Raw genomic sequence first — 23,736 nt, forward strand, 5'->3', positions numbered from 1 at the left:
CGGTAGCCGGGCCCCACGGCCGCGGTGCTGCGCGACCGGCGGCGGTAGCCGCACCCGGGTCGGCGTGTTGCGCGACGGGCGGCGGTAAGCGCACCCGGGTCGGGGTGCTGCGCCACGGGCGACGGTAACCGGGGACTGGGACCGGCGGGGTCAGTGCGTGCAGACCTTGAGGCTGGATCCGGCCGCAGCCGCACCGTCCTGGGTGCCGTATCCCGCGACGGCGAAGCAGTTCGGGACGTCGGGGTTCAGCCCTTCGACGGTGTAGTCGGTGGCGGTCGCCGGCAGGTGGGCGACGACGACGGGTGAGGACCCGGCATCCACCTGCACCACCACGAGGAACTCGACATCGCGCTGCGGCGCCGCCCAGGTCAGCAGGGCCGAGGTGCCACGGTCGGTGACGACCAGGTTGCGCGGTGCGAACGCCGGGTTCGACACGGTCGGCTGTCCGTCATCGGCGGGCGGGGACGCCGGCGCGCTCGGCACCGTGGTGTCGACCGCGGCCGGGGTGTGCGGCGCCGTGGGGTGACTCTGCAGCAGCGCGGTGGCCACGCCGATCGCCGCTCCGGCCAGCAGCATCCCACCGAGGAAGAACGCGACGCGGCGCCACGCACCGCCCCGCCGACGGTCGGAAGGGGTCGCCGGCTCGTCGCGGGTCAGTGCGGCGAGCGTGCCGGTGGCCTCGTCGTCGGCGGCCGGGCGCACGGATGCGGGGGCCGGCGCGAGATCGGCGAGTGCCGACCGCGCAACCGTTGCCGGAGGCCCCGCGGGTGCGGGTGCGGGCGGCGATGCCGGCTCAGCCGGCCCGGGCTGCGACGAGTTGGGGGCGGGGGCTACGGGTGCGAGGGCGACGGTGGGGTCGCCGGGCGCGGCAGCCGGCTCGGCGGCGGTGGCGGGGGCCTGCGACGACAGCGGCGGTGGTTCAGTGGAGGGGGACGTGGGCGCCGGCTCGGCGGCGGTGGCGGGTGCGGGCGCCTGCCCAGCGGGACCGCGCGCCGGGTCACCGGGGGCGCCGGGGGTGGCGGCGGCGGTCGCGGCCGGTCCGACGGCTGCGAGCGCCGAGTCGGCAGAGGCGGGCACCGGCTCGGCAGATGCGGGACGCTGCATCCCGGTCGCCGCATCCGCCACGGGTACCGGTGTCGATGAGTCCGTGCCGGCTGCGACATGGGGTCCCGTACTCCCGCCGGGCGCACCGACCGACGGCCCGGTTCGCGCGCGCTCGTCGGTTGCCGTATCCGCCACGCCTCCACGTGTGGCCGCCGCCGGCCCCTCGCCCGTCCCGGACGCACCGGGAACCGGCGCGCGCCCGGCTTCGGGCCCGCCGGCCACCACCACCGGCCGCTCGGCCACCCCCACGTCCTCGGTCACCGGCGCGACGGCGACCGGCGCGACGCCGCGGGCCGGGGCTGAGGCATCCGTCGGCTGCCAACTGCGACCCTCGGTGCGGATGCCGCGCAGCATGGCCAGCGCCTGCTCGGCGGCGGGGATGCGGTCCGCGCGGTCGGGGGCGAGGCATCCGTCGACGACCTCGCGCAGCCCGGCAGGCAGGTCGGTGCGGCGCATCGGGCGGCGCTCGTTCAGGCGCACGCGTCGCAGATAGGCGAGGGCGGTGTCGTCGTCGGGATCGTCCGCGGCGAACGGGGCACGCCCCTCGAGCAGCGTGAACAGGGTCGACCCGAGTGACCAGACGTCGTCGGCGGCCGTCGGCGCCAAGCCGTCGAGCACCTGCGGCGAGGCGTGCCGGTACGAGAAACGCTCGAGCGACGCCGTGCGGTCGGCATCCATGCCCCGCGCGATGCCGAAATCGCTCAGCACATACGAGGTCGGCAGCACCAGGATGTTCTGCGGTTTCACGTCCCGGTGCAGCACACCGGCGGCATGCGCGAAGGCCAGCGCGTCGGCGACGGCGGTGCCCGCCTCGACCACCTCGGACGCCGACAGCGGCCCCTGGGCGACGAGCCGGTCGTGCAGTGAACCGAGGTCGTGGAAGTCCATGATCAGGCAGGGCTCGCCGGCGGCGGTCGTGGTGGTGTCGAGCACCGTGACGATGTGCGGATGCGCGCGCCCGAGGCGCACGGTGATGGCCAGCTCGCGCTGGAACCGGGCCACGGCGGAGGGGTCCGACAGCTGCACGACCTTGATCGCGACGTCGCGGTCGAGTGAGACCTGGCGCGCCCGGTAGACGATGGAGTCGCCGCCGCGCGCGATCTCGACGAGGTCGGTGTAGCCGGACACGACCGCGGCCGGCGTCGTCGGCGTGGGGCCGGGAGCCTGCGCGGCGCGCGGGCGCGCGGGCTCGGGCGGGGCCCATTCCTCGTCCGGCACGACATCCCCCCTGTCCACCGATGGTCCGTACACGAGGATATGCCCAAAGCCGCGCCTGTGCCCGGGCCGCGGCGCCGGCGCCCGGGCCGATGGCTCCGGCACCCGGCGGCGATGGCTCCGGCATCCGCCGGGGCTCGTGGCCTGGCGCGGCTGTCTCAACTTGAGACACGGGGTGGGCTCCCGCACCTGCAGGGTCTGGTGGCGCGGCGCGGCCGTCTCAAGTTGAGACACGGGGTGGCTCCGGCACACGCCGGGGCGCCGGCCGCGGCCAGACCTGTCGCCGACCCGGCCCGTCGCGGCCGTCCGTCGGAGCGGCCCGTCAACAGGCTGAGCCGGCCGTTCTCCGCTCCGGCAGGGCCTTGACGCGCGATCCAGCCTGTCGGCGGCCCGCGCGGCCGATCGGCCCGGCCGCCCTGCCCGCGCGGCCGATCGGCCCGGCCGCCCTCGCCGCGCGGCACGCCCGCGTACGATCGAACCACCGCATCCGTTCAGCCAGAAAGGCCCACCCGTGCCCACGCCCGACGCCCTCGCCCACGCCGCAGACCTCGCCGACTTCGTCGCGGCGTCGCCGTCGAGCTTTCACGCCGCAGCCGAGGTCGCTCGGCGGCTGACGGATGCCGGTTTTACCGCGCTCGACGAGACCGCGGCGTGGCCCGATCCGCGCGGCGGGCGCTTCTTCGTGCTGCGCGACGGCGCCATCATCGCCTGGATCGTGCCGGAACAGGCGCATGCCGAAACCGGAATACACGTGTTCGGGGCGCACAGTGACTCGCCCGGTTTCAAGCTCAAGCCGCAGCCGACCACCGGATCTCACGGCTGGTTGCAGGCCGGGGTTGAGGTCTACGGCGGTCCGCTGCTGAACTCGTGGCTCGACCGCGAGTTGACCCTGGCGGGACGCGTGGTGCTCGACGACGGCACTCAGGTGCTGGCATCCACCGGCCCGCTGTTGCGACTGCCGCAGCTGGCGATTCATCTCGACCGGCAGGTGAACGACGGCCTGGCGCTCGACAAGCAGACCCAGACCCAGCCGGTGTGGGGGCTGGGTTCCGCCGAGTCGGCCGACCTGCTCGGCGAGGTGGCCGCGGCGGCGGGGGTGGATGCCTCCCGCATCCGCGGATACGACCTGGTGACGGCGGACGCCGCCCGCGGGCGGGTGTTCGGGCAGGACGACGTGTTCTTCGCCGCGGGGCGGCTGGACGACCTGGCCTCGGTGCACGCCGGCGTGGCCGCCCTGGCCGCGCTCGACGAGCCCGGCGAGCGGATCGCGATGCTGGCCGTGTTCGATCACGAGGAGGTCGGGTCGGCGACCCGGTCGGGGGCTGCCGGGCCGTTCCTGGCCGAGGTGCTCGAGCGGGTGTGGTCGGGGCTCGGCGCCGATCGCGAGCAGCAGTTGCGCGCGCTGGCGCAGTCGTGGTGCGTGTCGAGCGATGTCGGGCATTCGGTGCATCCGAACTACGCCGGCCGGCACGACCCGGTGGTGCAGCCCGTGCTCGGGTCGGGGCCGATCCTGAAGATCAACGCGAACCAGCGGTACGCGACGGATGCCACGGGTGCCGCCGCGTGGCACGGATGGTGCGATCGGGCCGGGGTGAGAAGCCAGGAGTTCGTGTCGAACAATGCGGTGCCGTGCGGGTCGACGATCGGCCCGATCACCGCGACGCGGCTCGGCATCCGCACGGTCGATGTGGGCATCCCCATCCTGTCGATGCACTCCGCGCGCGAGCTGGCCGGGGTGTCGGACCTGCACGATCTCACCCGCGTCGCCGCGGCGTTCTTCACCGCGTAGCCGCGGGCTTCTTCACCGCGTAGCCACGGCGTTCTTCACCGCGTAGCGGCGGGGCCGCCGTCGCCGCACCCACCGACCCAGCGCGGGCCGTCTGCCCGCCCCACCCGCCCGGGCGATCTGCCGCTCGCCACCTTCTCAGGCGCGGCCCCTCCGCGCCTCCCCGCCGGCTTGGGCGCGGGCCCTCCGCGCCTCGCCACGGTCCAGGAACGGGCCGTCCGCCCCTCCCCACCGGCTCCGGCGCGGACCATCCACACCTCCCCACCGCCCGGCATGGGCTCTCCGCCCAACACCCGACCCCACCGATGGCCGAGCGTGCGTACGATGTCGGAACGGGCACCGGGAGGAATGATGGTCGAGGTTCGGGTTGCGGGCGTGGCCCTCGACACGTCTGGTCAGCATGTGATCCTGCTGCAGCCGGTCGAGGTCGGCCCGGAGGGCAGCAAACTGCTTCCCATCTGGATCGGGGCGATGGAGGCGACCGCCATCATGGTCGCGATCGAGGGTGCGCCCACCCCGCGCCCGCTCACGCACGACCTGCTGCGCACCATGCTCGGGACCCTGGGCGCCACGGTCGACCGCGTCGAGGTGACCCGCATCGACGACGGCACGTTCTACGCCGAGATTACGGTGCGATCCGGCGACGCCGTCCACCGCATCGACGCCCGTCCATCGGATGCCGTCGCCCTGGCCGCGCGCACCGGCGCCCCCATGTTCGTGGCCGACGAGGTGCTCGCCGAGGCCGGCGTCGAGGACGTCATCAGTGAGGCCGAAGCCGAGGCCGACGTGGCCGAGTTCTCCAAGTTCCTCGAACAGGTCGATCCCGACGACTTCCGCGAGTAGACCCTCGTCTGCACCGGACATGATCGCGGGCCCTTCCTCCCCGAGGCAGCCGCCGGCGCCGACACATCGCACCTTCTGAGACATGCCCGCCCAGCATGTCCCAGAAACTGCGACCCCGGATGCCAGGAACCCACACGTTCTGAGACACGCGCCCTGACCATGTCCCAGAAACTGCGACCCCGGGTGCCAGCAAGCCACACGTTCTGAGACATGCCCGGCGACGCAGGTCTCGCGGGAGCATGCACGCCGGCCAGATTGCCTTGAGCCCCAGCACCGACTGCGGAGACACGACCTACCGCGGCGAACCGGGCGAAGGCGCCGGGTGCGGGCTCGGCTGCCCGGACGGCGGGGTCGGCGCCACCGGCGCAGGCCCGGGACGAGGACTGGGCTGCGATGCCGGCTTCGGATTCGCCGGCGGTGCGACCCGCGTCGCGTCGTACTCGACCGCGGTCACGGCGGTGGCACCGCGCAGCTGGCCGAGCACCTGCTGCATGCGCTGGGTGCGTGGGTCGGTCGCGGCATCCACCAGGCGCGCCGTGCCGACGTAGACCGAGAGATGATGCGGCGCGAGCGTGAGGTCGCCCGGCCGCGGCATGGGGTCGCCGACGCGCTCGACGACGAGCGAGCCGGATGCTCCCACCTGCCCGGGTGACCCGCCCGCCGCCAGCGACTGGACCACATCATCGGTGTGCCGCAGCTGCACGCTCAGCGTCTCGGGACCGACCTCCGCCTCGGTGGGCGAACCGGCGGTGACCAGCATCCGCGTGTCGTACCCGCCCTGTATCGCGAGCCGGTCGACGATCATGCCGCCCAACGAGTGCCCGAACAGATACACGGTCGCCCCCTCCGGCACGCCCGCATCGTACAGCGCCTGGACGACGGCGTCGTACGCCGACGCATCCTGCCCCAGGTACAGCTGCGTGTCGGAGTGCAGGTCGAACGGGTCCGTTCCCGGCACCGGTGAGAAGTCACGCGTGCCCGCGACATACACCGCATACCGGGTGCTGCCGTCGGGCATCGTGTACGTCTCGACCCGCACCCGGGCGTCGTCGGGGATCCGCCCCAGCGCGTCGGCGAGGCCGTCGGGCGGCACGGCGGTCGAACTCGCACCGACCTGCGTCACCTCGACCGGCTCGCCCGCGCCGACGAGCCGACTGCCCTGCGCGATGGTGCCGGCACCGAGCATGCGGATCAGCGCCTGTGCGCCCTGCGCGGCCTCCGGCAACCGGCTCGCCGCGGCCAGCAGCACGATCCCGAGCGCCGGCGAGACCACGAACGCCAACGGCAGGTACAGGTACCCTCCGGCGTTGGCCGGTGAGCTCAGCTGCGCCCCGATCGACAGGTCGCGGGCGGTCACCGCCGCGTCGGCCCGCGCGACGGCGTCAGGATGCCGCTGTTCCACGGCCCGCAGTCCGTACACCGCACCGATCACCTCACCGGGACCGGCGCCCGGCCACAGCGCCATCATCGCCCGCGCCCGGGCCTCGACCACGTCGTAGGTGTCGGCGAGCTCGCGCAGGTCGTGGACGATCTGGGCGAGCTCGTCGGCGGTGGCTGCGGCATCCGTCGACGCCCGCGTCAGCAGGTCGGGGATCGCCGCCGCGTACGCCGGGGCGGGCACCGCGGCCACCACGGCGCGGCTCTGCGTCAGCAGGTCGTGCGCGACGGCGCACAGCCGGTCGTCGAGCACCGCGAACCGGGCGGCCGCGTCCCGCAGTGAGCCGGTGTCGACCGCCACCACCCCGCCGGAGCGGATGTCGATGTCATCGTCGCTGCCCGTCGCCCTCACCTCCGTCGTCGGTCGCCGTCATGCCGCCCCCGGCGGCCGTCACGTGTCGCGCCCCCACAGGTCGCCCCCGCCCCCGGGTCACCCTCACCTCCGTCATCCGCCCCCGGCGGCCGTCACGTGTCCCGCCCCCACACGCCACGCCGCCCCCTCACGTCACCCCCGCCTTCACCTCCGTCATCGGCCCCCTCACGTCACCCCCGCGGCCGCCGCAGCCGCCCGCAGTGCCCGCACCCGTTCCTGCTGGTCCGCCACGTCGTCGGCCAGGCGAGCCAGCCGGTCGGCGAGCGCCTCGGATTGTGCGTGGTAACGGGCCACCGCACGCGCCCGCCATTGCGTGTCGGCGGCGATCCCGGCAGCATCCGCCCTCACCTGGTCGATCTCACGCACACAGCCGCCGAGCGCCCAGGCGACGGCATCCAGCGCCTGCAGCGTGTCGGTCACGGCGAACATGACTCCACGCTGGCACGTCGGCGGGGGCAGGATGCCTCGAACCGGTCGATCCGTGGACAACCCGCGCCCGGCGCCACCTGGGGAGGCGGCGATGCAGCTGTCCGGCAGAGCATCGAGTGCGCCGCATGTGCGCCGCGCTTCTGCTCTCGCCTGGAGTCGTCGCCGCACATAGTCGTCACGGTCGCGACCTTTCCGACCGTGCGCGACGACGACCGGTGAGGATGGGGTCACCCCGGCAGAGCGACACCCGCCGCTGCGCGCCCGCCGTTGCGCACCGGCTGTTGCGCGCCGGCGCGCAGCCCGCAGAATAGAGCCATGGCCGATGCACCCCCGCCCTTCCGGGTCGTGTTCGTGTGCACCGGCAACATCTGCCGCTCACCGATGGCCGAGGTCACGTTCCGCTGGTTCGCCGAATCGGTGGGCCTGGGCGACCGGGTGGTTTCGACGAGCGCCGGCACCGGCGACTGGCATGTCGGCGAACGCGCCGACCGGCGCACGCTCGCCGCGCTCGAGCGGCACGGCTACGACGGGTCCACGCACCGTGCCCGCCAGTTCGGCTACCGCGACTTCGACGAGAACGACCTTGTCGTCGCCCTCGACACCGGCCACGAGCGGGTACTGCACGAGTGGGCGCGCAGCGAGGAGGACGAGTCGAAGATCGCCCTGCTGCTGTCGTTCGACCAGCGCGCCGGCGGCGGGCTCGACGTGCCCGACCCCTACTATGCCGAGCCCGCGATGTTCGACGACGTGCTCGGTATGATCGAGAGCGCGTGCCGGGCGCTTTTCCGGCAGCTCGAACCCGCGATCCGCGCGGCCTGACCCGCGATCCGCGCGGCCCGGTCTCCGGTCCGCCTGACCCGCGATCCGCGCCGCCGCACCGGTGGCATCCGCCGCGGATCCCCGCGAAAGGGAGCCCCGTGACCACTCTTGCCCCGCAGCCTCTGAGCCCCCTCGACGGTCGATACCGGGACGCGGTCGCACCGCTCGGCGAGTACCTGTCCGAGGCCGGACTGAACCGCGCCCGCGTCGAGGTCGAGGTGGAGTGGCTCATCGCCCTCACCGATCGCGGCCTGTTCGGCACGCAGCCGTTGTCGGACGCCGACAAGAACCGCCTGCGCGACCTGTACCGCGAGTTCGGGCAGGCCGAGATCGACTGGCTCGCCGCCAAAGAAGCCGTCACCCACCACGATGTGAAGGCCGTCGAATACCTGGTGCGCGACCGACTCGACACCCTGGGCCTCGGCCGTATCGCCGAGCTCACCCACTTCGCGTGCACCAGTGAGGACGTGAACTCCGCGTCGTACGCGCTGACCGTCAAGCGGGCCGTCACCGAGGTGTGGCTGCCGAAGCTGCACGAGGTGATCGCGAAGATCGACACGCTTGCCCGGCAGCACGCCGACGCGCCCATGCTCGCCCGCACCCACGGGCAACCGGCGACGCCCACCACGATGGGCAAGGAACTGGCGGTGTTCGCGGCCCGGCTGCGCCGGGTGGCCGATCAGGTCGCGGCATCCGAGTTCCTTGCGAAGTTCTCGGGCGCGACCGGAACCTGGTCGGCGCACGTCGCGGCCGATCCCGAGGTCGACTGGCCGGCGCTGTGCCGGCAGTTCATCGAGGGCCTGGGCATCGGCTTCAACCCGCTGACCACGCAGATCGAGTCGCACGACTGGCAGGTCGAGCTCTACGATCGCGCGCGTCATGCCGGCGGCATCCTGCACAATCTGGCGACGGATGCCTGGACCTACATCTCACTCGGATACTTCACGCAGATCCCGGTCGCGGGCGCCACCGGGTCGTCGACGATGCCGCACAAGATCAACCCGATCCGGTTCGAGAACGCCGAGGCGAACCTCGAGATCGCCGGCGGGCTGTTCGCGACGCTCGCGCAGACGCTGGTGACCTCGCGCATGCAGCGCGACCTCACCGACTCGACCACGCAGCGCAACATCGGCGTCGCGTTCGGGCACTCGCTGCTCGCGCTCGAGAACCTGCTGAAGGGCCTGGACTCCATCGCGCTGTCGCGCGAGGCGCTGGCGGCCGACCTCGACGCGAACTGGGAGGTGCTCGCCGAGGCGATCCAGACCGTGGTGCGCGCCGAGATCGCCGCCGGCGACTCGCAGATCAGCGACCCGTACGCGCTGCTGAAGGACCTCACCCGCGGCCACCGCGTGGGGGCCGCGGGACTGGCCGCGTTCGTCGAAGGGCTCGACATCTCGGATGCCGCGAAGCAGCGCCTGCTCGCGCTGACCCCCGCCACCTACACCGGGCTGGCCGCGACGCTCGTGCCGTAGCACCCGTCGCGGGCTCGTGCCGTCCGCCCTGCCGGGCTCGCCGTAGGCCTGCCGCGGCTCGTGCCGTAGCACCCGTCGCGGCCCGTACAGAGGCCCCGCCGGGACTCCTGCCGTACGCCCTGCCGCGGCCCGTGCCCTCCGCCCTGCGGCGGGTCGTGCAGACCCCCCGCTATCGCGGGCGGACGGTCAGCGACTGCTCGACCGCGCCGAGCGGGCCGCGCTCGTCGTGCAGGATCGTGTGGGTCAGGCCCATGCCGGTGGGCCCGAAGCTCACGGTGGTGTCGCAGCCGATCCAGTCATCGCCCGGCACGCGGAACAGGTGCGCGGTCAGGTCGATGTTCGGAAAGACCGCGGCCTCGGGCCCCACCCGCACCGTCACCCCGTTGACGAAGTCGATCATGCCCAGCAGCCGTGCGGTCGCGCTGACCGGTTCGTCGCCCAGCAGCGCCACACGCGGCCGTAGCCACGTCCACGCACGGCCCGGTTCCGCCTGACGCCGGCGCGCCTCGACCGTGGTGACGAACTCGCCCGGCCACACCTCGGCCCCGCTCCACGGCGCGAGCTCGGCGCGCGGCGGCATCGGCGCGAACCCCGATCCGGCCAGCGCCGCCGTGTCGGCCTGCTGCATCCACCACGCCCGCGCCGACACCGCCGGCCGGCCGTCATGGCTGAGCTGCGCCTCGACCAGCTCGATCGTGCGCCCGGGCCGCAGCATCCGCACCGTCACCTCGACCTCGTCGATCGGCATCACGCCGAGGATGTCGTACGAGATGCGGGCCAGCTGCAGCGGCGCCTTACGCCGCGCGTGATGCTCGCGCTCAACCTCGTGCGCGATCAGGCCAAGGGCCGGCGCGATGTGCTGCTCGTCGGGGTCCCATGCCCCACCCACTCCGTCGTTGGCGCGAAAGCGCGTCTGATCCAGTCGTTCGAAGTACGCAGACACCCTCGCATCGTATGCCGGGGGCGCGTGCGGGCTCGAATCCGGATGCCACGGCCGCACCTCGCCCCGGGAAGCCGCAGCCGCGGCTGGCCGAGCCTGCGCCCCTACGGCAGCAGCCCGAACCGGCGGGCCTGCGCGACGGCCTCGGTGCGCCGGTGCGCGCCGAGCTTGCGCATGGCGCCACGCAGATACCCCTTCACCGTCTCGCGCTCCAGCCCCAGCCGCTCGGCGATCTCGATGTTCGTGCAGCCGATCGCCACCAGCGCCAGCACGTCGGTCTCGCGCCCCGACAGCCTCACCGCGCCAGGCACTCCGCCTCCGGCCAGGCGCGCGACGATGGCGTCGAGCCGGTCGCGCAGCGCGTCGTCCTGGATGCCGCGGGCCAGCGCCCGCAGCTCGGCGTGCGCCAGGCGCACCTCCTCCCACTCCGGCGCCGTCGGCGCCTGGTCGACGGCGCGCAGCAGTGCCGTGGTCTCCAGCGACCGCATCCGTCTTTCGGTCGCCTCAGCGACCGCGACCTCGAACGCCACGTGCCGCGCGGTCTCGCGCATCGCGTCGACGACGGCCTGGCCGAACCCGGTCGAGGTGCGCGACGCCCCGTACAGCACGGCCCGCACCCGCCCGTCGGCCACGACCGGCACGCCGACGATCGACCGCAGCCCCTCGGCCGAGACCGCCGGGTCGTACTGGTGGGTGATGCGCGCGTCCGACAGGTAGTCGGTGACCGTCGCGATGCGGGCTTCGGCGAGCACCCGCCCGCCCAGCCCGTGCCCGGACCGGATGACCAGCCCGCGCAGCGCTGTGGTGTCGGCACCCGAGGTCTGTGCGATCGTGAAGCTGCCGGGCGCGGTCACCGCGCCGCCGAACGCGACCGGAAGCCGCGTCGCCTGCCGCATCGCGGCGAGCGCCCGCGTCAGTGAGGATTCCACGACGACTCCCTCCGGCCTGGTTCACTGTGCCACCTGGGCGCGCCGAAGTCCACCCCCGAACGGGGGTGGTGACCCGCGGTGGCCTGCCCCAGGATGAGCGACATGCGCAACGAAGCACAGACCTCCTACGTGTCCGGGGCCGCCACGGCTCCCCTGCTCGGCCAGACCATCGGGCAGATGCTCGACGACGCCGCCGCCGCTTTCGGCGACCGCGAGGCGCTGGTCGAGGCATCCACGAACCGTCGCTGGACCTTCGCCCAGCTCAAAGAACAGGCCGACACCCTGGCCCTCGGCCTGCTCGAACTCGGCGTGCGGCAGGGCGACCGGGTCGGCATCTGGTCGCCCAACTGCGCCGAGTGGATCTTCACCCAGTACGCGACGGCGAAGATCGGCGCGATCCTCGTGAACGTCAACCCCGCCTACCGCACGCACGAACTCGACTACGTGCTGCGGCAGTCGGGCATGCGGCTGGTGGTCAGCGCGACCCGGTTCCGCACCACCGACTACGCCGGCATGCTCGCCGAGCTCGGCGCCTCGAACACCGTGTTCATCGGCACGCCCGACTGGGACGACCTCATGGCCCGCGGCGCCGCCACCGACCGGGCGGCGTTGACGGATGCCGCAGCCGCGCTGACGTTCGACCAGCCCATCAACATCCAGTACACGTCGGGCACGACCGGGTTCCCGAAGGGCGCGACGCTGTCGCACCACAACATCCTCAACAACGGCTTCTTCGTGGGTGAGGGCGTCGGCTACACCGAGGCCGACCGGGTGTGCGTGCCGGTGCCGCTGTACCACTGCTTCGGCATGGTGATGGGGGTGCTCGGCGCGCACTCGCACGGCGCGTGCGTCGTGCTGCCGGCGCCGGTGTTCGACGCCGAGGCGACGCTGCAGTCGGTCCAGGACGAGGCCTGCACCGCGCTGTACGGGGTGCCCACGATGTTCATCGCCGAACTCGGCCACCCGCGGTTCGCCGAGTTCGACTGCTCGTCGCTGCGCACCGGGATCATGGCCGGTTCGCCCTGCCCGGTGGAGGTGATGGAGCGGGTGATGACCGAGATGCACATGCCCGAAGTGGCCATCTGCTACGGCATGACCGAGACCTCGCCGGTGTCGACGATGACCTCACGCGACGACGACGTGGCCGCGCGCACGCAGACGATCGGCACCGTGATGCCGCACCTGGAGGTCAAGATCGTCGACGAGAACGGCCTGGTCGTGCCCCGCGGGGTGCCCGGCGAGCTGTGCACCCGCGGGTACTCGGTGATGCTCGGCTACTGGGACGAACCCGACAAGACCGCCGAGGCGATCGATGAGGCCCGGTGGATGCACACCGGCGACATCGCCACGATGGACCAGGACGGCCGGCTGAACATCGTCGGCCGCATCAAAGACATGATCATCCGCGGCGGTGAGAACATCTACCCGCGCGAGATCGAGGAGTTCCTGTACCGGCACCCCGACATCTCGGACGTGCAGGTGATCGGCGTTCCCGACGAGGTCTACGGCGAAGAGATCATGGCGTGGGTGGTGATGCGTCCCGGTGCCGAGCCGCTGGGCGCCGACGACGTGCGCGCGTTCGCGACCGGGCGGCTCACCCACTTCAAGATCCCGCGGTACGTGCACGTGGTCGACGCGTTCCCGATGACGGTGACCGGGAAGGTGCGCAAGGTCGAGATGCGCGAGCGGGCGATCGAGCTGCTCGCCGCGATGCGCGCGAGCTGAGGCGCGCGGGGGCGAGGTGGGTGCGGCCCGCCGGTGCGATCGCCGGATGCCTCAGGCCCGAGGGTCGTCGTCGGCACCGGGCGCGCCGGGCGCGGGCATGCGACCGTCGGATGCCTCAGACCTGAGGGTCGTCGTCGGCACCGGGCGCGGGCGTGCGGCCCGCGGCATCCGTACCGCCGGCCGGGGCCGTGCTGCCGGTCTGACCGACGGTGCCGGCGGCGGTGGAACCCGCGCCGGCGGGGCCGGCGGCATCCGCCCGCTTCGCCTTCTCGGCGGCGACGGCCTGATCGCGCGCGATGAGCACGGGCTTGTCGACGGGGTGCGTGATCTGTTCGGGCTGCACCATGAGCAGCAGCAGCGAGATCACCACGATCGTGACGATGAAGGTGATGCCGGCGACGATCAGGCCGACCACGAGCGCGTGCACGCTCTCGCCGGGAAAGCGGTTCTGGAAGAACCCCATCGACACGAGCGTCACCACCCCAGCGAACAGCGCGGCGATCAGGGCGAGGCCCAGCAGCTGGGCGGGCTTCATCAGGTCGCGGCGAGTGGTGGGGCGCTTCTCGGTCATGCGGCACCTCCGGCTTTCTCATCGGATGCGGCAGCGTCGGCTGCGACCGCGGGGTTTGCGGCGGGTGCGGATGCCTCGGCCTTGCGCGGCGAGAATCCGGCGATGCCGAGGTAGACGGCGACGATGGCGGCGTACCCGCCGAAGATGCCGACGCCGATGGTGATCCCGGTCAGGGTGAAGGTGCGGTGGGCCTCGGCGATCGTGTACGTCCACGCGAACCCGGCGGGCACCAGCAGCAGCGCCACGGCGAGCACCAGGCCGAGCACACCGGCGCTCAGCGCGTCGCGGGCGTCGGAGCGGTCCTGCGCGGTGACCGCGCGGCGGCGGGCGTGCAGCCCGATCGCGAGTTCGGCGATGCCGGATGCCACGGCCCACGCGATCACGAGACCGAAGAACATGCCATCGGTGCGCAGCGGACCGACGCCGGCGACCATGCCCGCGACCACGTCGATGGCCCCGAGCAGCAGCACCGGCCAGCGCGCCCCGGCCGGGAACGCCAACCATGCGGCGACGAACAGGAACAGCGCGGTGGTGATGGCGAAACCGCTGAAGACGGCGAGGCCGAGCGCGGCGGAGTGGTCCGAGCTGAACGTGATCATCGCCGCGGCGATCGCGGCGACGACGGCGCGCGCAAGCTGCAGATGACGCGCCTCGAACGGGCGCGCGACAGGGGCGGTCGACACGGCGGAATCCTCGACAGACAGGCTCGCACACTGCGAGACGGATGCCTCCAGTCTAGGTCGTGCCGCCCGGCCCGGGCGCCGGGGCCTCAGCTCAGGGCCTGGTCGAGATCGGCGATGAGGTCGTCGACGTCTTCGAGACCGACCGAGATGCGCACCACATCCGCCCCCGGCCGCGCCTCGGGCGGCACGGGCCGGTGGGTGAGCGCGGCGGGCAGCTGCACGAGCGAATCGACACCGCCCAGCGACACCGCATGCGTGAACAGTCGCACCCGTGAGGTCAACGCCTCGGCGGCGGGGTAGCCGCCGTGCAGCGACACCGCGAGCATCGCCCCGGGGCCGCGCATCTGTCGCGCCACGATGCCGCGTTCGTCGCCGTCGATGCCGGGGTAGTACACCCGCTGCACCGCAGGGTGTTCGGCCAGCCACGCGGCGATGCGCGCCGCCGACGCTTGCTGGGCGCGCATCCGCAGCGGCAGGGTCTGCAGCCCGCGGTGCAGCAGGTACGCGGCGAGCGGATGCAGCAGCGCACCCGTGATCGCGCGCACCGACCGCAGCGCGACCGCGGTCTGCTCGTCGCAGGCGATCACGCCGGCGATGACGTCGCCGTGACCGCCGATGTACTTGGTCGCGCTGTGCAGCGACATGCGCGCACCGTGTGCGATCGGGTTCTGCAGCACCGGGGTCGCGAACGTGTTGTCGACCAGCACCGGCACGTCGCCGGCCGCGGCGACGATGCCGGCGATGTCGACGAGGTCGAGGGTGGGGTTGGCGGGCGTCTCGATGATGACCAGGGCGGTGTCGTCCCGCACGGCATCGGCCACCCCGGCTTCGTCGCAGTAGGTGGTCTCGGTGCCCAGCAGACCCATGTCGAGCAGGTGGTCGGTGCCGCCGTACAGCGGCCGCACGGCGACGATGTGCCGTTTGCCGGTGGTTCCGGTGTGCGCGAGGATCGCCGCGGTGGTCGCCGCCATGCCGCTGGCGAACGCCACCGCCGCCTCGGCGTGCTCGAGCTCGGCGAGCGCGGACTCGAACCGTGCGACCGTCGGGTTCCACAGCCGTGCGTACACCATGCCGCCGGCGGGCAGCGGATGGCCGCCGGTGGCCATCGACTCGTACGAGTCACCGCCGGAGTCGACGTCGGGCAGCGGGTTGGTGGTGGACAGGTCGATCGGCAGGGCGTGCACGCCCAGGTCGGCGAGGTCTGCACGACCGGCGTGCACGGCGATGGTGTCCAGATGTGGCTCGGGCAGGGGCATGTGGCTACTCTGCCCCTGAAGCGGGTGCCGCGCAAAGCAGGGGTGTGGGATGCCGCGTCGGATCTGTGCCGCCGGCGGCGCGCGCCCGGTGGGTGCGGGCGTGTCGCTGGATAGTGTGGCGCCATGGATCTCGTCTGGATCACGCTGGGGGTCGCCCTCCTGCTGTTCACGCTTGTGGACATGTTCCTGACGGTCCTCAACTACGACGAGGCGGGGCTGGCCGCGCACGGGCTGATCCGCGGCGTGTGGATCGGACTGCGCGCGTTCACCCGCCGGGTGGGGCGGCGATGGCGACCCGTCGTGCTGCGCCAGGTCACCGGCATCCTGTTGCTGGTCTCGATCGCCTGGTGGGTGGCCGGCATCGTGGTCGGCTTCACCTTCGTATACCTGGGGCTGCTCGACACCCCCGGCGCCTTCGCGCGCGGCACGACCGTGCCGCACGATTTCTGGGGCGCGTTCTACATCAGCGTCGGTCAGTTCGCCACCGTCGGCGTCGACGGGGTCAGCCCCGGTTCGGTGCCGGTGCGGCTGGTCATGGTGTTCCAGGCACTCACCTCGATCGCACTGATGTCGATCATCATCACGTTCCTGTGGAACGTGTTCGGCGTGATCGGGTCGCTGCGCGCGCTCGTGGCGAACTTCTTCACCCCCGGGCACGGGGTGGGCGACCCGGTCGACACGCTGCTGCCCTACTTTCCCGACGGCGCCGCGCGCGGGCTCGACGCACACCTGGGCGCGATCCTCGACGCGTTGAACGCCTACGACGACGGGCTGGCCCAGAACCGGTCGGCGTACTACTTCCAGAGCGGACGCGACCAGTTCTCGCTGCCGTACGCGGTGTCGATGACCGCCGGTACGATCGGGGCGCTGCGCTGGTGCGTGCCGGGCAGCGCCGACGTCACCCGCGAACCGGCACTGGTGCGCCTGGTGCAGGCGTTCGACGCGTTCCGCGACCACCTGCAGGGCGAGCTGGGGTGGGCGAGCCCGGCCGTCCCCGATCCGGTCGACGCCGATGCGTTCGCCGCCGCGGCGGCGCGGTTCGCCGCACCCGGGCCGACTGCCGTGCCGACGGTCGGCACCGACCCGTGGGTGGTGCGGTTTCTCACCGTGCAGCACCGCATGGGCGAACTGCTTCACGCCGAGCCCGACGGCGAGGCGGCGGCCTACGACCGGTACCGCGCCTGGCTGCCGTTCGCGTACCGCGCACAGGCGTTCCTGGTCGCGGTCAGCCGTGACCTCGACTACCAGCCGATCGCCCGCGACGACGCCGCCACCGCGCTCGCCACGCCCACCCCGACCATGCGCACCGCGCTGCGCGGACCCGTCCGCCGCCTGGCCGGGTGGCTGCGCCGGCGCAGCCTGTTCCTCGACCCGGGCGGGCAGCGCCTGGCCGGCGCGCTCACCACGCTCGCGGCGGTGGCCGTCGCGATCGGCGCCGCGCTGGGGCTGGCGCCGCTGATCGGCGCGAACCCCGCGCACGTCGCCTCGTTCGCCGCCGTGGTGGCACTGTTCTCGGCACCGGTGACGCACGGCGTGGGCGGTGGTCCGCGCTGGCGCGGGCTGATCGCCGCGGTGCCGGCCGCCATCGGCGTGCTCTGCGGCATCCTGCTGCCCCGCGACCCGATCTCGTCGCTGCTGCTGCTCGCGGTGGCGGCAGGGCTCGCGGTGTGGGTGCGCCGGTTCGGAGCCTGGGTCGGCGGGCTGGGTCAGCTGGCGTTCGTGTCGTACTACTTCACCCTGCTGCTGGGGCTCGGCGCGCCGCACCCGCCGGGGGCGCTGTTGGCGATCGGCGTCGGTGTGGTCTGCTCGTGGCTGGCCGGCTTCATCCCGGGGCCGTCGGCCGGGCGGCGCATCACCGCGGGCATCTCGTCGCTGTACGAGCGGGTCGCGATCACACTCGACACACTCATCGACCTGGTCTCGACCGGTCGCCAAGACCGCCGCCTGGTGCGGGTGCTGCGCGCCGAGCTGGGGGCGATCGGACGGGTCATCGGTGCGCTCAGCGCCGACATCGACACCGCGGATGCCACCGACCTGTCGTCGGCGCGAGGCTTCACGCTGCGGGTGCGGGTGGTCGACCTGCAGTTGGCGATGGAGACGCTCGCCGGCCTCGTGCCGGCCGCGGCGAGCATCTCGATCACGGTCGAGCATCGGGCGCGGCTGGCCGCCGAGCTGCTCGAGGTGCAGCAGCATCTGCGGACGCTGTCGGGACGGGACGCGCCCGCCGCACACGCGGTGCCGGCGACACAGGGCTGGTCGAGCGAGGCCCGTCGCGTCCTCGTGGCCATCGCCGAGCTGCGCGCGGCCGCCGACAGCCTGCACCGCGCTCAGACCGCCGACGAGGCGGCCCTGGCGGCACGCCACGCGGCCGCGGGTTCGCCGGCTCTCACGACCGCATCGGGCGCCGCGGCCTCCGGTGCCGCGGGTTTGGGTGCCGCGGGTTCGGGTGCCGCGGGTTCTGGTGTGGCAGGTTCGGGTGTTACCGGTTCGGGTGTGGCGGGTTCGGGTGCGGCGGCGGATGCCACGGGCCGCGCAGCCGCATCGGCGCACGTCGGCGGGCACGCGGCCGACGGGCACGAGCAGACTCCGGCGGATGCCCCCACCGCGTCCGCGATGCCGGGTGACGCCGCCGCCGGGCACGAGACCGGCTCGGCCGGCACCGCGTCGCGCGGGCCGGTGGCATCCACCCCCCGCGCACTCGGCGGGTACCGGCAGGCCGTGCAGGCGATGCTGTCGACGGGCCTGGCGCTGTGGCTGGGCGGGTTCGTGTCGTCGAGCCACCAGTACTGGGCGGCGATGCCGGCGTTCCAGGTGCTGAGCGGATCGGACGGCGAGACCCGGGTGAAGGCGTGGCAGCGCATCGGCGCGACGATCGTCGGGTCGGCGTTCGCGTTCGGGCTGGCGATCTACGCCGGTCACGAGCCGGCCGTCGCGCTGCCGCTGATGGTGGTCAGCGTGTTCTTCATGTCGTATCTGCGGGCGTCGTCGCCGGCGTGGACGGCGTTCTGGATGACGCTGCTGCTGGCGACGCTGTACGACCTGCTGGGCACACTGACCACCGAGACCGTGCAGGTGCGCGTGGTCGAGACCGCGATCGGATCGATCGTGGCGGTGCTGGTGTCGACGCTGGTGCTGCCCACCCGCACCCGCGCGCGGGTGCTGCAGGGCATGGCGGGCATCGTGGCCCGCGCGCGGGAGGTGGCCGCGGCATCCTTCGCCGGCCTGCCCGGCACGACGCCGGATGCGGCAGCCGAACCCCCGGCCGACACCGTGGCGCCGGTGACCGACCCCGGCGCCGCACCGGTTCACCGCCCCGACACCGCCGCATCGGCTCACCGCGCCGACACCGCCGCATCGGCTCACCGCGCCGACACTGCCGCACCGGTCGACCACCCCGGTACGACGGCCGCCACACCGGTTCACCGCGCCGACACCGTGACACCGGCCGACCACCCCAGCATGGCGGTCCCCTCGACCTCCGACAAGGCCGACACCCCCGACGGCACCCCCGCACCGGCGGCCTCGCCTCCCGATCTGGCGGCACAGGAGCGCGACCTCTCCCAGCGGCTGACCGCGCTGGAACGGCTGGCGCGGCCGCTGCGGCACAACCCCGGGTCGCTGCAGAGCTCGGGCATCGAGGCGCAACTGGCCGCGCTGTGGGGCCTCATTGGCCACGGCCGGCAGTTGGTGCGCGCGCTGGCGGCACTGCCAGCCGACCAGCGCTCGGGGGCGGACTGGGCCGCGATCCAGACGGCGACGCTCGAGAACTTCGACGCGGCGCTGGCGGTGCTCGGCGGCGGCCTGCCGGTGCGGCTGCATGCCGCGGTCGTGCCGCCCGCGACACCCGATGCCCCGCGAGCGCTGCAGGCGGTGCTCGTGCTCGTCGCCCGGGTGAACCAGTCGCTGCTCGCGCTGATCGACGCGGTGGCGCCGGGCACGGTCGCCGCGATGGCCGGAGCGACGCCGACGCCGACACGGGCGTAGCCTCGGCATATGCGCGTGTTCGTCGCCGGTGCGACCGGAGTGATCGGTCGGCGCCTCGTGCCTCTGTTGATCGCCGCCGGGCATGAGGTGGCGGGACTGACCCGCACCCCCGCCCACGCCGAGGGGCTGCGTGCGGCCGGCGCCACACCGGTGGTGTGCGATGCGTTCGACGCCGACGCGCTCACGGCCGCGGTGGTGCAGCTGGCCCCCGACGTGGTGGTGCACGAGCTCACCGACCTGCCCGACGACCCCGCCCGGATCGACGCATTCCGTGAACGGCATGCACGCATCCGGGTCGAGGGCACGCACAACCTCGTCGCCGCCGCGGCCGAAGCCGGTGCGACCCGGCTGCTCGCGCAGAGCGTGGCTTGGCCGATGGCGCCGGGCGCGGCGCAGGATGCCGTGGACGAACTCGAACGCGCAGTGCTGGCCGCCGGCGGGGTGGTGCTGCGCTACGGCCAGTTCTACGGCCCGGGTACCTATCATCCCGATGCCGCGCCGGACGGGCCGGCGGTGCACATCGACGCGGCGGCGCAGGCGACGGTCGCAGCGCTGGATGAGGCATCCGGAATTCTCGAGATCACCGACGACGGCACGCGGCGGGTGGATGCCGCGGGGACGGAGGACTGACATGTACGGTGCCGTGATCCATGCACCCGGGGACGTGCGTTACGAGCAACGCGACGATCCGCGCATCGAGCAGCCGACGGATGCCGTGATCCGCACGAGCGCGACGTGCGTGTGCGGGTCGGACCTGTGGCCGTACCGCGGGGCGAACACGATCCGGCGGCCGAGCCCGATCGGGCACGAGTACGTCGGGGTCGTCGAAGAGGTCGGCCAGGACGTGCGCACGGTGGCACCGGGCGATCTGGTCGTCGGTTCGTTCTTCGCGTCGGACGGCACGTGCGAGATCTGCCGGGAGGGATACCCGTCCCGCTGCGTGCACGCCGTGCCGATGGGCGCACTGGGCGCGCAGGCCGAGCGGCTGCGGGTGCCGTTGGCCGACGGCACGCTGGTGGTCGTGCCCGGCGGCGCCGAGCCCGAGCTGCTGCCGTCGCTGCTGGCGGCGTCGGACGTGCTGGGCACCGGGTGGTTCGCCGCCGAGGCGGCCGAGGCGGGCCCCGGCAAGACCGTGGTCGTGGTCGGCGACGGCGCCGTGGGGCTGCTGGGCGTGCTGGCGGCGAAGGTGCGCGGTGCCGAGCGGATCATCGCGATGAGCCGGCACGCCGACCGGCAACGGCTGGCGGGCGGGTTCGGGGCGACCGACATCGTGACCGAACGCGGCGACGAGGGCGTGGAACGGATCAAGGAGCTCACCGGCGGGCTGGGCGCCCATTCGACGATCGAGGCGGTGGGCACGCAGGAGTCGATGCTGCAGGCGATCCGATCGACCCGACCGGGCGGACACGTCGGTTTCGTGGGGGTCTCGCACGGGGTGTCGCTGCCCGGCGACATGCTGTTCCACGGCGAGGTGCACCTGTTCGGCGGCCCCGCGCCGGTGCGTCGCTACCTGCCCGATCTGATCGGTCGCATCCAGCGGCGCGAGATCGACCCAGGCCAGGTGTTCGACATGACCCTGCCGCTGTCGGAGGTGGCCGCCGGCTATCGCGCCATGGACGAGCGCCGCGCGATCAAGGTGCTGCTGCAGCCGTGACGCGCGACGACGGCAACGCGACAGAACACGGTCCGACCGGCGATCATAGGGAGGTGACCTCCCTGGCAACGGCGTTCGACGCCATCACCGAAGACGACCTGCGCCGCGCCGGCGGCCTGAAGTGGACGGCCTACCCCGAAGCGACCGGCGCGTTCGTGGCCGAGATGGACTTCGGCGTCGCGCCCGAGATCCGCGACGCCCTGCACACCTGGGTCGACGACGGCCTGTTCGGGTATCCCCCGGCGGGGCTGACCGGCCGGATGACGCAGGCCTGCGCCGACTGGCAGCGTGACGCGTACGGGTGGGATCTGCCCACAGAACGGGTGCGCCCGCTGGCGGACGTGCTGTCGGGGCTGTCGGCCACGATCGACCTGTTCACCGCGCCCGGCAGCGCGATCGTGCTGCCCACACCCGCCTACATGCCGTTCCTGACCATTCCGGCCGCGCACGACCGCGAGGTGATCCAGGTTCCGATGCTGCGCGACGACGCCGGCTGGCACCTCGACCTCGACGGCATCGACCGGGCGTTCGCGGCCGGCGGCGGCCTGCTCGTGTTCTGCAACCCGCACAACCCGATCGGCAAGGTCTACACCCGCGACGAGATGCTCGCCGTGGCCGAGGTCGTCGCCCGCCACGGCGCGCGCGTGTTCTCGGACGAGATCCACTCGCCGCTGGTCTACCCCGGGGCATCGCACGTGCCGTATGCGTCGGTGTCGGACGCCGCGGCATCCCACACCATCACGGCCACGTCGGCGTCGAAGGCGTGGAACCTGCCCGGACTCAAGTGCGCACAGCTGATCCTGAGCTCGGAATCCGATGCCGAGGTGTGGTCGGCCAGCCGGCGCGCGCAGAGCGCCGAGCACGGGGCGAGCAACCCCGGCCTGGTCGCGAACGTCGCCGCCTATGACGACGCGCGCGGCTGGCTGGCCGACGTCATCGGCTACCTCGACGGCAACCGGCGCATGTTCGCCGACCTGGTCGCCGAGCACCTGCCCGGCGCCGTGTATCTGCCCCCGGAGGGCACCTACCTGGCCTGGCTCGACTGCCGGGAACTGGGACTCGGCGACCATCCGACGCAGTTCTTCCTCGAGCAGGCACGGGTCGCCGCGACCGATGGGGCACTGTGCGGCGACGTCGGCGCCGGCTGCGTGCGATTCAACCTCGCCACGCCGCGGCCGATCCTGCGCCGCGCCGTGGAACGGATGGGCCAGGCCCTGGCCGCGCGCTGAGCCCGGCTGCGCCGGTCAGCGCACCCGCGCGCCGCGCGCGAGGTCGAACAGGTGCGGCAGCACGTCGCCCTCGCGCAGCCCGGAGTGCTCGTGCTCGCTGGTCACCCACGGCGTCACGCCGGGCATGAGCGCCGCGGTCTCAAGCGAGAACTCCACCGGCACGTACAGATCGTTCACGTACACGGCCGCCGCTCCGTGGGCATCGGATGCCGCGATCCGGTCGGCGTCGTACAGCTTCGGCCAGTCGTGCTCGGCGAGCGCCAGCACGACGTCGCGCCACGGACCGAATCCGGGCACGGTGTCGAGCCACTCCCGCCGCACATGCTCACCGGTCAACAGCGTGACGTCGTCGCGGAAGTCGTCGGGTTCGACCCGGTCGGCCGACCAGCGCGTCGCGAACCCGTCGGCGTAGCTGGTCTCGTGGAACACGTAGTACAGCGGGTTGCGCGGGCTGAACGGCAGCGCGTCGGCCAGGTCGTATCGGAACGCGTTCGTGTGCGGCGAGGTCTCCAGCAGCGCGTGCAGCTTCTGCCAGCCGTCGTTGCTGCCCAGCAGCATGCCCAGCGACCGCAGCCGTGACACCGACACGACCTCACCGTCGGGCAGGATGATCCGGCCGTCGGCGGCGAGGTCGGCCAGCTGCCGCACCGTGTCACGGTGGTGCGGAAACCGCCGGTAGTAGCGGGTCGAGGCGTCCCGCAGCTTGTCGTACGTCAGTGCATAGACCTCGTCGGGATGGCGGCCGACGGCCGACAGGCCGCCGGTGAAGAACACCTCGCGCAGGGATGCGGCATCCGTCGTCAGATAGGCCAGCGTCGTGAACCCGCCGAACGACTGCCCGAGCACGCTCCACGTGGATGCGCCCAGGTGCTCGCGCACCGCCTCGCAGTCGCGCACGATCGCGTCGGCCCGCAGATGGGTGATGTACTCGACGAGCTCGTCGGTGCCACGGGCCAGGTCCGCGTCGCCGATCGGCGTGGACCGGCCGGTGCCGCGCTGGTCGATCAGCACGACGCGGTAGTGCTCGAGGGCGGCGTCGAGCCACGACGGCGCCGCCGGCGCGTGGTACGGGCGCGGCGCCTCGAAGCCCGGCCCGCCCTGCAGGAACACCAGGTACGGCAGGTCCTGGCCACCGGAACGCGCGACCACGGCCGCGTACACCTCGAGGGTGCGCGGATCGGCGTCGTCGCCCCAGACCAGCGGCACGGTCAGGGTGTGGTCTTCGACGGTCAGGTCCTGCATGCGACGGGTGGTGACGGCCATGCCCTCGAGTCTATGAGCCGCCCC

The 23,736-nt window shown here is 73.1% G+C and carries 18 protein-coding genes; 9 read left to right on the forward strand and 9 right to left on the reverse strand.

Annotated elements, in window-relative coordinates; translation table 11 throughout:
- Positions 1-150: 150 nt before the first annotated feature.
- Positions 151-2,340 (reverse strand): protein kinase domain-containing protein, encoded by a 2,190-nt coding sequence (locus H577_RS17960; RefSeq protein WP_211217923.1) that lies wholly within the window; start codon positions 2,338-2,340, stop codon positions 151-153.
- A gap of 490 nt (positions 2,341-2,830) precedes the next feature.
- On the opposite strand from H577_RS17960, the gene H577_RS0110895 reads away from it, so the two are divergent.
- Together H577_RS0110895 and H577_RS0110900 are read left to right on the forward strand one after the other, a co-directional pair.
- Positions 2,831-4,108, forward strand: a complete 1,278-nt coding sequence (locus tag H577_RS0110895; protein ID WP_029145970.1) for a M18 family aminopeptidase — start codon at positions 2,831-2,833, stop codon at positions 4,106-4,108.
- 372 nt (positions 4,109-4,480) lie between these two features.
- The gene (locus tag H577_RS0110900; protein ID WP_245570387.1) at positions 4,481-4,948 is read left to right on the forward strand and encodes a bifunctional nuclease family protein; all 468 of its coding nucleotides are present in this window, start codon (positions 4,481-4,483) and stop codon (positions 4,946-4,948) included.
- 292 nt (positions 4,949-5,240) lie between these two features.
- Here the strand turns inward: H577_RS0110900 and H577_RS0110905 are convergent, their stop codons facing one another.
- Together H577_RS0110905 and H577_RS0110910 are read right to left on the reverse strand one after the other, a co-directional pair.
- Positions 5,241-6,737 (reverse strand): hypothetical protein, encoded by a 1,497-nt coding sequence (locus H577_RS0110905; protein WP_029145972.1) that lies wholly within the window; start codon positions 6,735-6,737, stop codon positions 5,241-5,243.
- A 186-nt stretch (positions 6,738-6,923) separates the two neighbouring features.
- The gene (locus H577_RS0110910) at positions 6,924-7,187 is read right to left on the reverse strand and encodes a hypothetical protein (RefSeq protein WP_029145973.1); all 264 of its coding nucleotides are present in this window, start codon (positions 7,185-7,187) and stop codon (positions 6,924-6,926) included.
- A gap of 315 nt (positions 7,188-7,502) precedes the next feature.
- Between H577_RS0110910 and H577_RS0110915 the strand changes: the two genes are divergently transcribed.
- Positions 7,503-8,006: a low molecular weight protein-tyrosine-phosphatase gene (locus H577_RS0110915; RefSeq protein ID WP_029145974.1), complete on the forward strand. Its 504-nt coding sequence runs from the start codon at positions 7,503-7,505 to the stop codon at positions 8,004-8,006.
- Positions 8,007-8,104: 98 nt separating this feature from the next.
- Positions 8,105-9,478, forward strand: coding sequence for an adenylosuccinate lyase (purB, locus tag H577_RS0110920; protein ID WP_029145975.1), 1,374 nt, complete (start codon positions 8,105-8,107; stop codon positions 9,476-9,478).
- Between the two features lie 169 nt (positions 9,479-9,647).
- Here purB and H577_RS0110925 read toward each other — a convergent pair whose 3' ends face one another.
- Positions 9,648-10,421, reverse strand: coding sequence for a thioesterase family protein (locus H577_RS0110925; RefSeq protein ID WP_029145976.1), 774 nt, complete (start codon positions 10,419-10,421; stop codon positions 9,648-9,650).
- A 101-nt stretch (positions 10,422-10,522) separates the two neighbouring features.
- Complete coding sequence (locus H577_RS0110930) at positions 10,523-11,347, reverse strand: LuxR C-terminal-related transcriptional regulator (RefSeq protein WP_029145977.1); 825 nt, start codon at positions 11,345-11,347, stop codon at positions 10,523-10,525.
- Between the two features lie 102 nt (positions 11,348-11,449).
- On the opposite strand from H577_RS0110930, the gene H577_RS0110935 reads away from it, so the two are divergent.
- Positions 11,450-13,072 (forward strand): AMP-binding protein, encoded by a 1,623-nt coding sequence (locus H577_RS0110935; protein ID WP_036284775.1) that lies wholly within the window; start codon positions 11,450-11,452, stop codon positions 13,070-13,072.
- A gap of 115 nt (positions 13,073-13,187) precedes the next feature.
- On the opposite strand, the gene H577_RS17965 is transcribed toward H577_RS0110935, so the two are convergent.
- The 3 genes from H577_RS17965 to H577_RS0110950 form a co-directional block, all read right to left on the reverse strand.
- The gene (locus tag H577_RS17965) at positions 13,188-13,643 is read right to left on the reverse strand and encodes an amino acid transporter (protein ID WP_211217924.1); all 456 of its coding nucleotides are present in this window, start codon (positions 13,641-13,643) and stop codon (positions 13,188-13,190) included.
- Positions 13,640-14,326, reverse strand: a complete 687-nt coding sequence (locus tag H577_RS0110945) for a hypothetical protein (RefSeq protein ID WP_036284780.1) — start codon at positions 14,324-14,326, stop codon at positions 13,640-13,642. Before H577_RS0110945 ends, H577_RS17965 begins: the two co-directional genes overlap by 4 nt.
- Before the next feature lie 86 nt (positions 14,327-14,412).
- A complete protein-coding gene (locus H577_RS0110950) occupies positions 14,413-15,582 on the reverse strand; it encodes a trans-sulfuration enzyme family protein (protein ID WP_029145980.1) in 1,170 nt (389 codons plus the stop codon).
- Between the two features lie 123 nt (positions 15,583-15,705).
- Between H577_RS0110950 and H577_RS0110955 the strand changes: the two genes are divergently transcribed.
- From H577_RS0110955 to H577_RS0110970, 4 genes are read left to right on the forward strand one after another with little or no spacing between them, the layout of a single operon-like run.
- Positions 15,706-19,566 carry an FUSC family protein gene (locus H577_RS0110955; RefSeq protein WP_029145981.1) on the forward strand — a complete coding sequence of 1,287 codons (3,861 nt, stop codon included), beginning with the start codon at positions 15,706-15,708 and terminating at the stop codon, positions 19,564-19,566.
- A gap of 9 nt (positions 19,567-19,575) precedes the next feature.
- On the forward strand, positions 19,576-20,196 hold the full coding sequence (locus H577_RS16240) for an NAD-dependent epimerase/dehydratase family protein (protein WP_051191973.1): 621 nt from the start codon (positions 19,576-19,578) through the stop codon (positions 20,194-20,196).
- A 1-nt stretch (position 20,197) separates the two neighbouring features.
- Positions 20,198-21,220 carry a zinc-binding dehydrogenase gene (locus tag H577_RS0110965; protein ID WP_029145982.1) on the forward strand — a complete coding sequence of 341 codons (1,023 nt, stop codon included), beginning with the start codon at positions 20,198-20,200 and terminating at the stop codon, positions 21,218-21,220.
- A gap of 53 nt (positions 21,221-21,273) precedes the next feature.
- Positions 21,274-22,449, forward strand: coding sequence for a MalY/PatB family protein (locus H577_RS0110970; protein WP_029145983.1), 1,176 nt, complete (start codon positions 21,274-21,276; stop codon positions 22,447-22,449).
- 15 nt (positions 22,450-22,464) lie between these two features.
- Here H577_RS0110970 and H577_RS0110975 read toward each other — a convergent pair whose 3' ends face one another.
- Positions 22,465-23,712 carry an alpha/beta fold hydrolase gene (locus tag H577_RS0110975; protein ID WP_029145984.1) on the reverse strand — a complete coding sequence of 416 codons (1,248 nt, stop codon included), beginning with the start codon at positions 23,710-23,712 and terminating at the stop codon, positions 22,465-22,467.
- Positions 23,713-23,736 lie beyond the last annotated feature (24 nt).

This window comes from Microbacterium luticocti DSM 19459 (assembly GCF_000422405.1).
In the GTDB taxonomy this organism is placed as follows: Bacteria; Actinomycetota; Actinomycetes; order Actinomycetales; family Microbacteriaceae; genus Microbacterium; species Microbacterium luticocti.